At 52.2% G+C, this 12,397-nt stretch carries 13 protein-coding genes; 9 read left to right on the forward strand and 4 right to left on the reverse strand.

All coding sequences use genetic code 11. The features are described from left to right. Nucleotides 1-60: 60 nt before the first annotated feature. A complete protein-coding gene (locus ACF2G4_RS19895; RefSeq protein ID WP_215848599.1) occupies nucleotides 61-831 on the forward strand; it encodes a DeoR/GlpR family DNA-binding transcription regulator in 771 nt (256 codons plus the stop codon). Nucleotides 832-918: 87 nt separating this feature from the next. Further along, nucleotides 919-1,314 (forward strand): VOC family protein, encoded by a 396-nt coding sequence (locus ACF2G4_RS19900; protein WP_243079223.1) that lies wholly within the window; start codon nucleotides 919-921, stop codon nucleotides 1,312-1,314. A gap of 96 nt (nucleotides 1,315-1,410) precedes the next feature. Here the strand turns inward: ACF2G4_RS19900 and ACF2G4_RS19905 are convergent, their stop codons facing one another. Together ACF2G4_RS19905 and ACF2G4_RS19910 are read right to left on the reverse strand one after the other, a co-directional pair. Beyond that, nucleotides 1,411-2,733 carry an NtaA/DmoA family FMN-dependent monooxygenase gene (locus ACF2G4_RS19905; RefSeq protein ID WP_409076023.1) on the reverse strand — a complete coding sequence of 441 codons (1,323 nt, stop codon included), beginning with the start codon at nucleotides 2,731-2,733 and terminating at the stop codon, nucleotides 1,411-1,413. Between the two features lie 11 nt (nucleotides 2,734-2,744). Further along, nucleotides 2,745-3,659 (reverse strand): aliphatic sulfonate ABC transporter substrate-binding protein, encoded by a 915-nt coding sequence (locus ACF2G4_RS19910; RefSeq protein ID WP_409076024.1) that lies wholly within the window; start codon nucleotides 3,657-3,659, stop codon nucleotides 2,745-2,747. A gap of 305 nt (nucleotides 3,660-3,964) precedes the next feature. On the opposite strand from ACF2G4_RS19910, the gene ACF2G4_RS19915 reads away from it, so the two are divergent. Further along, nucleotides 3,965-4,951 carry an aldo/keto reductase gene (locus ACF2G4_RS19915; RefSeq protein WP_409076025.1) on the forward strand — a complete coding sequence of 329 codons (987 nt, stop codon included), beginning with the start codon at nucleotides 3,965-3,967 and terminating at the stop codon, nucleotides 4,949-4,951. 51 nt (nucleotides 4,952-5,002) lie between these two features. Here the strand turns inward: ACF2G4_RS19915 and ACF2G4_RS19920 are convergent, their stop codons facing one another. After that, the gene (locus ACF2G4_RS19920; RefSeq protein WP_409076026.1) at nucleotides 5,003-5,287 is read right to left on the reverse strand and encodes a hypothetical protein; all 285 of its coding nucleotides are present in this window, start codon (nucleotides 5,285-5,287) and stop codon (nucleotides 5,003-5,005) included. Nucleotides 5,288-5,511: 224 nt separating this feature from the next. Next, complete coding sequence (locus ACF2G4_RS19925; protein ID WP_409076027.1) at nucleotides 5,512-6,414, reverse strand: LysR family transcriptional regulator; 903 nt, start codon at nucleotides 6,412-6,414, stop codon at nucleotides 5,512-5,514. Nucleotides 6,415-6,514: 100 nt separating this feature from the next. Here ACF2G4_RS19925 and ACF2G4_RS19930 point away from each other — a divergent pair, with 100 nt between their 5' ends. The 6 genes from ACF2G4_RS19930 (at nucleotide 6,515) to ACF2G4_RS19955 (ending at nucleotide 12,372) form a co-directional block, all read left to right on the forward strand. Further along, nucleotides 6,515-7,582, forward strand: a complete 1,068-nt coding sequence (locus ACF2G4_RS19930) for an SDR family oxidoreductase (RefSeq protein ID WP_409076028.1) — start codon at nucleotides 6,515-6,517, stop codon at nucleotides 7,580-7,582. 532 nt (nucleotides 7,583-8,114) lie between these two features. Beyond that, entirely contained in the window at nucleotides 8,115-9,581 is a 1,467-nt protein-coding gene (locus ACF2G4_RS19935) for an NAD(P)/FAD-dependent oxidoreductase (RefSeq protein ID WP_332626984.1), read from the forward strand. After that, entirely contained in the window at nucleotides 9,578-10,060 is a 483-nt protein-coding gene (locus ACF2G4_RS19940) for a CMD domain-containing protein (RefSeq protein ID WP_243079191.1), read from the forward strand. Before ACF2G4_RS19935 ends, ACF2G4_RS19940 begins: the two co-directional genes overlap by 4 nt. After that, nucleotides 10,057-10,623, forward strand: coding sequence for a peroxidase-related enzyme (locus ACF2G4_RS19945; RefSeq protein ID WP_215848638.1), 567 nt, complete (start codon nucleotides 10,057-10,059; stop codon nucleotides 10,621-10,623). Before ACF2G4_RS19940 ends, ACF2G4_RS19945 begins: the two co-directional genes overlap by 4 nt. A gap of 169 nt (nucleotides 10,624-10,792) precedes the next feature. Further along, nucleotides 10,793-11,530, forward strand: coding sequence for an amino acid ABC transporter ATP-binding protein (locus ACF2G4_RS19950; RefSeq protein WP_215848639.1), 738 nt, complete (start codon nucleotides 10,793-10,795; stop codon nucleotides 11,528-11,530). Nucleotides 11,531-11,553: 23 nt separating this feature from the next. Next, entirely contained in the window at nucleotides 11,554-12,372 is an 819-nt protein-coding gene (locus ACF2G4_RS19955) for a transporter substrate-binding domain-containing protein (RefSeq protein WP_243079190.1), read from the forward strand. Nucleotides 12,373-12,397: the final 25 nt, after the last annotated feature.

The raw sequence follows: 12,397 nt of genomic DNA on the forward strand, positions 1-12,397 counted from the left end.
ACGTGAAAGTTAAAAACAGGCATGATATGCACGAATGTGTGTATTTAATGGAGTGAACAGGTGACAGCGGCTGAGCGACGTAACCAGATTCTTGCAATGATCAACGAGAAGGGATATCTCAACGCCGGTGAACTGTCGGCGCAATTTGGGGTTGATAGCTCTACTATTCGCCGCGATCTTTCACGGTTGGAACAGAGTGGACAAGTGATGCGCACGCACGGTGGTTTGCTGCCTGTGGCTTCATCCAGCCATGCGGACACGCCCTACAGTGTGCGGCGGCAGATGAATGGCGAGGCAAAAAGCGCTATTGGTCATTACGCTGCCAGCCTGGTTCAGGATGGTCAGTCATTGATTTTGGATAACGGTTCCAGCGTATACGAACTTGCGCTGGCGTTAAAAGAGAAGAAGAACCTGACGGTATTGACCAACGATATTTATACCGCGTTTACGCTTAGCCAATATCCAGACATTACGTTACACGTTGCCGGCGGATTGATGCTGGACAACGTCTATACGCTGGTTGGACAGGACACGATCAGTAAAATCGACAGCATGCATGTTGACTGGGCATTTTTGGGTGCCGAAGGCGTGCACTATGAACGTGGCTTGACCAATATTAACACCGTGGAAATTCCGGTGAAGCAGGCGATGATCCGTGCGGCAGAGCAGACCGTGGTGTTGGCTGACAGCAGCAAGATTGGCTACCGCGCGCTTTCGCATGTTTGTGACTTACAAGGCATTGATCACATCATTACCGATAACAGCCAGCCGATTAAACAGCGTGCGCAATACGGTGAAAAACTGCACATCGTTGACATCTCATCACGCTAAAATCACACCGAGCCGCGCCGCCTCATGAAGAATGGCGGGTGATTGTCTACGCTTAAATATCAAGCGTCAGAAAAGAGCGGAGGTAAGATGTCACGTGTACGCGCAGTCGATCATATTGTGTTATCGGTCAGCGATTTTGCTTCGTCACAACACTTCTATCACGGATTAATGACCTTCCTGGGTTTTGAGGTGCTGGATAAAAAGCCACAGGCGATGGGATGGAGTGACGGAACGACCCGATTGTGGATCTATCAGGCTGATGAACCGGGCTTGAAAAATCCCTATCGCCGGGGTAATCCCGGTTTTCATCACTATGCCTGGTCTCTTAATAGCCGTCAGGATGTTGATCAGTTACAGACCTGGCTGGAGCAGAATAATGTCACCATTGTTGATGCCGCCGGTGAATATTATCCCGATTATTACGCGGTGTTTTTTCTCGATCCAGACGGCATGAAACTGGAAGGCATGCATTACGGGGAATGATGATGACAGGCCATGGGCGTCGTGATATCCCATTCAACGTCACAACAGCGCCGGGCAAAGCGACTCTGCTTCCCGGCGACGAAACGGTTACAAATATCAAACGCTAAACTGATTCAGCGGCTTTTCCAGCCCCAGCGTATCGCGCAACGTGCCGTCGGGATACGCTTTGCGGAACACGCCAGCCTGTTGCAAGCGTGGCACCACTTCCTCCAAAAACAGATCGCCTGCACTATTCAGATAGGTCGGTAATATGACAAAGCCATCGCAGGCTTTGGATTGATACCAATCGATCATTATCGCGGCGATATCATCGGGTGTGCCTACCGGCGAAGGGAAAGAAAGGCTTTCTGCGTAGCGTCGCGCCATTTCTCCCAGTGTTAATCCTTCTTCAATCGCCTGAGCGATAACATACTGAAAACGGCATTTGCTGCCGGTGATATGGTCGCGCAAATCTGGCATCGGTCCGTCGGCAGGATACTGTGAGAGATCAATGTTCATGCTGGCAGAGACGAAGCTCAGTCCCGACTCGGTGGTGATCAGCGATTTTAAATATCGATCCAACTCTTCCGCTGCACGGCGCGTTTCGCCAACCACTGGAACCATGCCCGGTAAGATGCGCAATTGATCGGGCTGGCGTCCCGCTGTCTGCGCTTTCTCTTTCAGTGTGGCGTAAAACTGTTGGGCGCGCTCGCGGGTTGGCTGCACCACAAACAACACTTCAGCCTGTTTTGCTGCCAGCTCAGTGAAAGCTTCTGATACCCCCGCCTGAATCAACACCGGATGTCCCTGCGGTGGGCGGGGAACATTCAGCGGGCCGCGCACATCAAACGCGTCGCTGTGGTGATCGATATAGTGAAAGCTTTCAGGTGAAGCGAACTGTGCATTCTCTTTATCAATGATGATCGCATCTTCTTCAAAGCTGTCCCACAACGCTTTCATCAGCGCAATATACTCTTCTGCGCGCGCGTAACGCTCCGCGTGAGAATAGTGCTTTTCCCTGCCGAAATTACGCGCTTCGGTATCACTTAACGAAGTAACGACGTTCCAGGCGGCGCGGCCTCCGCTGATATGATCAATATTCGCCAGCATTCTGGCGGTGCTGTAAGGCACGGAATAGGAGGATGAAACTGTGCCGCCTAAGCCGATGCGGTCAGTAACAGCCGCCAGCGCTGCCAGCAGCGTCAAGGGCTCGGCCCAGCCTACCTGACGACTGTGAACGGTTTTGCTCAGATCGCCGCCGTAGATATCATCGATCGCCAGCTTGTCGGCGACAAAAATCATATCTAGCTTCGCCGCTTCAGCGCGCTGTGCCACGGTGCGATAGAGTGGCCAGTTGGTGCCGCCGCTCGCGACGGCATCCGGGTGACGCCAGCCGCCTTGGTGAATACCGGCATCCAGATAAAGCGCCAAATTCATCATGCTGATTTTCCTTATTGCTGGGCAAAAAAGCTGGCATCAATTAACTGATCGGCCTTAAGGCCGGGCTTAATCAACCCTGTGCGCGTAAACGTGTCAATGGCGTTTTGCTGCTGGCTGCGCACAGTGGCGATGTCACTGATGGGCGCATTATTTTCTCGTTGCACTTTACTCAATGCTACGTTTTCAGGCAGTCGCAGCACCTTAGCGATTCCCGCCGCATACTGTTCAGGATGAGCAACACCCCATTCACGGGCGAGAACCAGTCGCTGACGAAAATCCTGCAGTAAGTCTCGTTTGTCGGCAATCGCGGTATCAGTCGCGACTAAATAGTTAGATACAGGGAAGGCGCGTCCATCCACCGCGATCTGGTCGCCAGATTGCGCGACGGCGAAGGATACATAGGGTTCCCAACTGGCAACGGCATCAACTGCGCCGCTATCTAGCGCCAGCGTGGCTTCTGCCGGCGTAGTGAAAATAAATGAAACCGAGTCAGCAGGAAGGTTTGCCTGCTTCAAGGCATTAAGCACCAGGTTCTGCCCGGAAGACCCTTTGACGGTAGCGATTTTTTTACCTTTTAAATCAGCAGCGTTTTTTATCCCGCTCCTTTTTTTCACAATGATGGCATTGCCCAGATACTGTGATGCCTGAATAGCTTTGATCTCAGCGCCAGCCGCCGCCGCAAAGGAAAGCGGGCCATCTCCCACCAAGCCTGCATCCAGGTGGTTGGAATTAAGCGACTCCAGCAAGGGCGCAGCATTCGGGAATTCATACCAGCTCAGTTTATACGGGAGGTTTTCCAACTGGCCTGCGGCTTCCATGACGGCGCGAGCATTTCCTTTTTGGTCGCCAACAATCAATTCGGCAGACAGCGCAGAAGTTGAGAGTAGCGCTAACATCAGTGACAGCGATAAATAACGGATCTTCATGACTCTTTCCCTGTAAAAAGAACTCAGGTTAATTTTTCCGCTATCCCCAGGCTAATAAATGATCCCGCTAAGGTTATGCGCAGGGTGAAATAGCCGCTATAGAGTGGCCTGATAGGCGCGGTAAGTTCGCCTGGGAAAAACATCTTTCGTTATTGCGGCCTTTCTTCGCATTTCTCTTTTTTATCTCCGGCGCTCCCGACGCGCTAACGCTATGCTGCTGTCAGTACGTCGATTTTTTTCAATGGCGTTACGCATGTGGGAAAACGCCTCCCCATCTTCAGCTGAACATCACGAGGACACGATTCATGAAAGAACGAAATTTTGGGCGGACCGGACAACGTGTTTCTGAAATTGGATTTGGCGCATGGGCTATTGGGGGAACGTGGGGCGAAGTCTCTCATGAAGATGCAAAAAGCGCGCTGCATGCAGCTTTAGATGCGGGCATGACCTTTATCGATACCGCGGATGTGTATGGCGATGGCCGCTCCGAAAAAATCATTGCTGAAGTCCTGAACGAACGTGGCGGCAAGCGTCCGTTTGTGGCGACCAAACTCGGGCGACGTCTTTCTCCGCATGTTGCCGAAGGTTATACAGAGAGCAACCTGCAGGCGTTCGTCGAGCGCTCTTTAAATAATCTGCAAGTCGATTCGTTAGACCTTGTTCAACTGCATTGTCCTCCGACTGAAATCTATTACACGCCGGAGGTCTTTGACGTCATGGATAAGCTGGTGGCAGCGGGAAAAATTCGCAGCTACGGTGTTTCCGTTGAGAAAGTTGAAGAAGGATTGAAGGCCATCGACTATCCCAACGTTTCGTCAGTTCAGATTATTTATAATATTTTCAGGCAGCGTCCGGCTGAACTTTTCTTCCATGAAACGCGTAAGCGTAATGTTGCGGTGATTGCTCGCGTGCCGCTGGCATCAGGTTTATTAACGGGAAAAATGAACGCGAATACGGCTTTTTCCGCAGACGATCACCGGGCGTTTAACCGCAATGGCGAAGCGTTTGACAAGGGAGAAACCTTTTCTGGGGTGCCTTATGACGTAGCGTTGGATGCTGTAGAGGATATTCGCAAGTTAGTGAAAGGCGATGTCACCATGGCGATGTTTGCGCTTCGCTGGATATTGATGGATGACGCGGTCAGTGTTGTGATCCCCGGCGCAAAAAATCCGGCTCAGGCTGAGGCCAACACGCAGGCCAGCAATCTTGCCCCGCTGGATCAGGAAACAATGACAGCCCTTAAAACGCTGTATCAGCAAAAGATCGCCCCTTGGGTACATCAGCGCTGGTAATCACTGAATTAATGTGAAAAATGGCTCGGAACAACAACACCGAGCCATCTTCTACATCCTGCTGTTTGTAATAACTCGGCTGGACCTTCCCAGCCGCCAGCGGTCTTCTTCAATCACACAGGCAATTCTCAGATAACCGCCCGCCGTATTGGCATCACAGAGTTGAATAATCGTTTCGCCCGTCGGGCGATAGCCGGTGCGGTTACTTTGAAGTGAAACTTGCCATGGTTGCCACCAAAAGCGTTGAGCGTTTGTGGAAAATAACGCGTATTCACCGGAAGGAATGACGCGAATCAAGGGCTGGTCGCTGCGGTTCAGCGGCAAGACGTGGCGCAAAACAGAAGAGGGTGGTTAGATGCCAATCCCGTTCTCCGGTAAGCCTGCTAACTGGCTTTCATCCAACGTCAGCACATCGTCGCGCTTGAGCTGACGGCCAGCAAAACCGCCAAAGCCACCGCGCGGCGCTGCGAGATCCCCATCACCACAGGAGCATCAATGCCATGCGCTACACAGATATGGCCACGTGCGCCATGTGGTGCGGGTAGCGCAAAAGAGCGCTTTCAACGAATATCTAACCCCGCCAGCGTCCCTAACAGCGCATCCACTTTCGGTAAGAGCTGCTTACGCCGCGGCCAGACTAATGTCAGCATCAAACCATCCGGCTGAAGGTCGGGTAATATCACGTCCAAATCACCGTTATCAAGCGCGCGGCGAATCAACCATGATGGCATTTGCGCCACGCCCAATCCGGCACAGACGGCCTGAACTTGCGCATCAACGTCACCAAGCGCCATACGGTGCGGCAGCGTTCGCCAGATGGGATAGCCCTCCTCATTAATAAACAGCCAGGGCTTGGGGGAGCCATCCACGCGCTCGTAAAGAATGGCGCGATGTTGTAGCAATTCGCTTTCGTTCTGCGGCCGACCTTGCTGATTGAGGTAATCCGGCGAAGCGCAAAACACCATGCGTTCCCGGCCAATGTAGCGAAATCCCAACGATTCCGGCAGGTCGTGCACTTCACCAATGCGAATAGCCACATCAATGCCTTCATCAAACAGGTCAACAAAGCGATCCGAAAAGCTAAGGCTTAATTCCAGTTCGGGATATTGCTGGCAGAACGGGATCAGCAGCGGCATGACGTTTAATCGGCCATAGGTATTGGGCATTGCCAACCGCAAGCGACCCGATGGAATAGTGCGCTGCGCGGCTAATACTGATTCAGCTTCCGCCAGTTCTTCCATAATACGAATACAGGTCTGGTAGTAAGCGGTTCCGGCATCAGTCAGGCGCAGGCTGCGTGTGGTGCGCTCCAACAGGCGCGATCCCAGTCGTGCCTCAAGTCGGCTCACGCTTTTACTGATGGCTGAACCTGTGACATGCAGACGCTGGGCTGCGGCAGTAAAGCTGCCACACTCTACGCTGGCAACGAACGGGATAATGTCTTTTAAACGCTGATCGTGCATAGATTGATGAACTCAAGTTGGGAATGCTGTGAAAAAATGACACAGATAAGCCTTAAATTCTCTATTAAGCTAGTAAATACGCAAAATGAGGAGAATTGAAATGCAGAAACACGCTTTGATTGTCGGTATCAGTGGGGTTAATGGTCGTGCACTGGCAGAAAAATTATTGCATGAAGGCTGGCAGGTCAGCGGACTTTCGCGGGGACGCGGCGCCGTTCCAGAAGGTTGCGCCAGCCTGACCGCTGATTTAACGGACGAAACTGCCGTTCGCGAAGCATTAAAAGATGTGAAGCCGGATGCCCTGTTTTTCAGCGTTTGGGCACGTCAGGACACTGAAAAAGAGAATATCCGCGTCAATGGTGCGATGGTGCGTAACGTGATTGAAGCGTTAGGCGATCGCCTAGAAGGCGCGCATGTTGCACTGATCACCGGACTAAAACACTATCTCGGCCCGTTCGAAGCCTACGGTAAAGGCGCGGTGCCGGTCACGCCATTCCGTGAAGAGCAGGGACGTCAGCCGGTTGATAACTTCTATTACGCGCAGGAAGATGAAGTGTTTGCGGGTGCGGAAAAATATGATTACCGCTGGAGCGTGCATCGTCCGCACACCATTGTAGGTTACGCATTGGGCAATGCGATGAACATGGGTCAAACGCTGGCCGTCTACGCCACGCTGTGCCGTGAGAAAGGTTGGCCATTCATCTTCCCGGGTTCGCCAGAACAGTGGAACGGTGTAGTCGATGTGACGGATGCAGGTTTGCTGGCAGAGCAGCTGCTTTGGGCCGCGACATCGCCTGAAGCGGCTAACGAAGATTTTAACTCGGTGAACGGTGATGTGTTCCGCTGGAACTGGATGTGGCCGCGTCTGGCTGCTTATTTTGGTGTTGAAGCGGCGGATTATCCGGCGCAGATCATGCCGCTGGAGAACCGTATGCAGGAAGCAGAAGCGGCATGGACAGAGATCGCCACTCGTTATCAGCTGCGTGAAACCGATATCAACAAACTGGTTTCGTGGTGGCACACCGATGCAGATCTAGGCCGACCAATGGAAGCGTTCACTGATATGAGCAAAAGCCGGAAAGCGGGCTTTACCGGTTATCGTAGCTCGCTGGATTCATTCACCGAGCTGTTCGATAAGCTGAAAGAAGAGAAAGTGATTCCGCAGTAATGACGTTATTCGCGGGCTGTCTGTTGGCAGCGTGCCTGACAAGCTGTAATGACGTTAATAGTCCTATAAGCAGTTGATATATAGCGCAACGGGTGACGCATTATGCGTTATCCGTTTTGCTTTATTCTGCGCTGAATACCGTGCGTTTACTCCTGATTTCATCCCCACGCTTTACGGCTAACGCCGATTTCCTCTCTTAAAAGATATTACCTCAGCTAATTATTCCGACATCTTTTCAGCTCAACCTGCTAACTGCAAATCATAAAAGCTCAAGCGAGTAAAATGGCGTTATATCAATTTCGCAATAAGATATAAGAAATTCATTGGTTGATAAGTGACCGACATTATTGACTCTTTTAATAGCGAAGAGGATTATCCAAAACCTTGCTGTTTACTATCCATTTATTGGATTTTGAGTGTTTGATAATGCAATTTATCAATAATAAAAAACCTCACTATCAGTAGGTTATTCGCTGTTTTACTTAACGCGATCTGGCTTAACCAATGTCAGTTTAGAAAGGGATACCATTCAATGACGCATACAACATCAGCAGGGCAAAGTGGCCTTGCCACGCTTGAAGCCCAGCTCCAGCAAGACCTGACATTCCTTGAACTGCCCGCCAAAGCGTGGGTGCCCGAGCGGACTTACCAAGGCAATGCGGTGCGTGATGTTGTGGTTATTGGGGCTGGCATGTGCGGGTTGGCAGCCACAGCAAAGCTGGTGCTGAGCGGCATTAACAATGTGGTTGCCTATGATGCCGCACCTGCGGGTCGCGAAGGCCCGTGGATCACTTTTGCGCGCATGGAAACGCTACGCTCACCCAAAAGCCTGCATGGCCCCGCGCTGGGTTTACCTCAACTCACGTTTCGCGCCTGGTTTACCGCGCAGTGGGGAGCGGAAGCCTGGCAAGCACTGGACAAAATTCCCAAAGATCAGTGGATGGATTATCTGATTTGGTATCGCAACGTGCTGGATCTGCCGGTACAGAACAACGTGCGCATGACCGCGATTGCCTTCGTGGACGATCTGATTGCGATAGATATTGAAGGCGCAGAAACCGGGCGTGTTTATACCCGTCGACTGGTTCTGGCGACAGGCCGCTCGGGTTTAGGCGGCTTTGCTGTGCCTGAATTCCTTCAAGGCATTGACCGTCAGTTCTGGGCGCACTCAGCCGATGAGATCGATTTCGCTGCCTTGAAAGGTAAGCGTCTCGCCGTCATTGGCGCTGGGGCTTCTTCTATGGACAATGCGGCCACTGCACTTGAAGCGGGGGCAGGTTCTGTTGATATGCTGATCCGCCGAAAAGCGATGCCGCGTATCAATAAAATGACCGGCATTGGTAGCCAGGGCGTGGTGCACGGAATGCATCAACTGCCTGATGCGTGGAAATGGAAATTTGTCGACTACACCGCGACAACGCAAACGCCGCCGCCTCGCGCCTCGACGCTGCGCGTATCTCGCCATGCCAATGCCCGTTTCTTGCTGGATTGCGGCATTGTTGCGGTTCACCAAGATGAGAAAGGTCTGTTGATCGAAACCACACAAGGGGCGATGCATTACGACTTTCTCATTGCAGCAACGGGTTTCTCAAATGATTTCAGCGGACGTGCGGAGTTCGCTGCCCTTGCGCCGCACATTCGTACCTGGGCTGATGGTCGCTACACGCCAGATATGGGCGAGCCCCGTAGCAATATGCTGGAAGCGCCCGATCTCGGCCCGGCATTTGAGTTCCAGCAACGCGTTGCAGATTCCTGCCCGTTGCTGGCGCACGTCTACTGCTTTAACGATGCGGCGATGCTCACACACGGCAAGGTTTCAGGTGATATTCCCGCTGTGAGTGCCGGAGCCGAGCGGTTAGTGCGCGGCATCACCGCCTCATTGTTTGCCGAAGATGTCGAAACCCATTTCTCCAATCTGGTCGCTTACGACATCCCTGAACTTCAGGGCGACGAATGGACTGATTCAACCCCTTTAATTAAACAGGAGAATGCGTTGTGATCGACGCTATTGATAAGGCCGCTGGGCTTTCACTGGAAGACGCGCTTTTCCGTGCACGCCGATTCCGCCCAGAATTTGTAGCGGGCGCAGAGCAATGTCGGCTTTCAGTGCTTGAACCCGCAAATGATCACGGACTCGCGCCCGATCTGCGTATTGCGTTAGCGCATCGCATTGCTGCTCTTAATGAAGATCAGGCGTTGATCGCTGAATATGGCGCACAGCTTACCGCGCTGTCACCGACAGAAACATTGCAGGCACTGGCCGCAGGCACGCAAGAATTACCTGAGCCGTTGGCAACCGTTGCGCGCCATGTTGATTTGGTGACGGTGACGCCAGATCAGGCAGCAGCAGATGATATTGCGCGTCTCGAGCAGGCGGGCCTGAATAATGCCCAGATTGTCGCGCTCTCTGAACTGATTGCATTTGTGAATTTCCAGACACGCGTTGCGGCTGGCTTACGCCTGATGAGGTCAGCATGATTCCCTTAGTTAGCCTGAAACCGTTGACCTGGCATCCCTATATCGCGCCGGTTGAACTTGCCGAGGCCACGCCCGAGCAACTTAATGCGATGAAGGTGACGCCTTCTAACAAGAAGGTCTCAGAATATGTGCGCACGCTGGCACATGACCCGGACAGCTATGTGGCTCGCACCGAGTTATTTAACGCGATCATGTATGTCGAAGGCGGCCTGGCGCGCGCTGACCGTGAGCTGGGTGCGTTAGGCGCTTCCATCGTCAATGGTTGCAAATATTGCGCGGTTGTTCACGCCCGCCGCCATGCACAACTGACCAAAAGCGATGAAGTGGTCAGCGCGCTCTATTTCAATAAACCCGAAACGCTTAACGCACGCGATGCGGCTATTTACCGTTTTGCCCGTCGCCTTTCGGTGACACCGTCACAGGCAACGCCAGAAGATATTCACGCGCTGCGAGCAGAAGGCCTGGACGACAACGAAATACTCGACCTGATTCATGCTATTTCGATTTTCGGTTGGGCTAATCGTTTGATGCATGTGCTCGGCCATGCAGAGATCGAAAAGTGATCTTTCTTCCCGTCACCGTTCGAACCGCGAAGGCGCTGGCTACGCATCTGACCCCATTCCTAAGGGTGAACACGCTGGCCGCCTCTCTGCCATTCGCATTATTTAGGCCAGGTAGGGCAAATTCAGTCGCGTTAAACAGAGTTTCTCACGCAAAAGGGCGTCAATAACCATGCTTGAACTCAATGACATTACACTGTCGTACGGCAGCAACCAGATACTCAAAGGCGTCAATCTTTCGGTAAAACGCGGTGATGTGGTATCAATCATCGGCCCAAGCGGAACCGGGAAAACCACGCTGCTGCGCTGTATCAATTATCTGGCGAAGCCAACGTCCGGCACCATCGCCTTGGATCAAATCCGCATGGACTATCAATCCACCAACAAAGCGGCAATCAACGCTATTCGCCTGCGAACGGCGATGGTGTTTCAGCAATTCAACGTCTTCAAGAACATGACGGTGATCCAAAACGTGATGGATCCGCTGGTCGTGGTGCAACGCAAGTCTAAAGAAGAGGCGCGCGACATTGCGATGCAGGAGCTGGAGCGCGTTGGGTTGTCTGCCAAACAAGATCACTATCCTTCTCAGCTCTCTGGCGGGCAGTTGCAGCGCACCGGTATTGCGCGTGCGCTGGCGGTTCGCCCCGATGTGATCCTGTTTGATGAGCCGACTTCCTCATTGGATCCTGAACTGGTCAGTGAAGTGCTTAAAGTGATCAAAGAAGTGACGTCTTCAGGCATCACGTCATTGCTGGTCACGCATGAAATGCAGTTCGCAAAAAGTATCTCAAACCGCATTGTCTTTATGGATCAGGGCGTGGTCGCTGCAGAAGGCAGCCCAGCCGAGATTTTCGACAACCCTGCGACACCGCGACTGGCTCAGTTCCTCAGTTCAGAACGCGTACTCTAAAAACTAAAAAAGGAAAGACAGACATGCCTGCAATCAAAACCACATTACGTCGCCTCGCTATGCCGGGCATCGTTGCCCTGGCAATGACCACCGCTGGGTTTAGCTACGCAGATAGCGTGCGTACCATTAAAATTGCCACGGCGGCAGAATCTAAGCCGCTGTCATGGGGCGCTATCGGCGTTGAGCCACAAGGCTATGAGCCGGATGTACTTAAAGCGGTCAACGCTAAACTGCCGCAGTACAAATTTGTAATGGAGGGGGCCGCCGATCTGGCACAAGAAACCGGCCTTGTTACCGGCAAATATGACATGGTCTCCGGCGGTTATTACAAAGCGCCTGCGCGCAGCAAACAGTTCCTGATCCCAGATAGCCCAATCGGTGCCAGTCTAATGAAGATCTACAGCCGTAAAGACAGCAACATCAACGGGATGAAAGATCTGGCAGGCAAGAAAATCGTGCCGGTAACTGCAGGTGGCGGCGTCTATAAATTTGTTACTCAGTGGCAGAAAGAGAACCCAAGCGATGAGGTCACTATTAAAGCCTCAAGCGCCGGTATTCCTTATCCAGATCGTCTGAAAGAAGTGCAAAGCGGCAAGTATGATGCCCTGATTCTGCCCTCTAACCTGGGTGAGCAGACAGTGATTGATAATCAGAAACTGGCGATCAAAGCGAGCGAACCGGTATCAATCAATAACACCTACGTGATGATTCATAAATCAGATGAAAACAAAGCGCTGAACGATGACGTTAACAAGGCGCTTAAAGAGCTGAAAGATGATGGCACGCTGGATAAGCTTTCACAGAAATGGTTTGGCGAAGACGTTGTTCGGTACATGAAGTAATCGATCCGCTTAACATCACAGAGTC

Source organism: Pantoea phytostimulans (genome assembly GCF_046118715.1).
GTDB classification, from domain to species: domain Bacteria; phylum Pseudomonadota; class Gammaproteobacteria; order Enterobacterales; family Enterobacteriaceae; genus Pantoea; species Pantoea phytostimulans.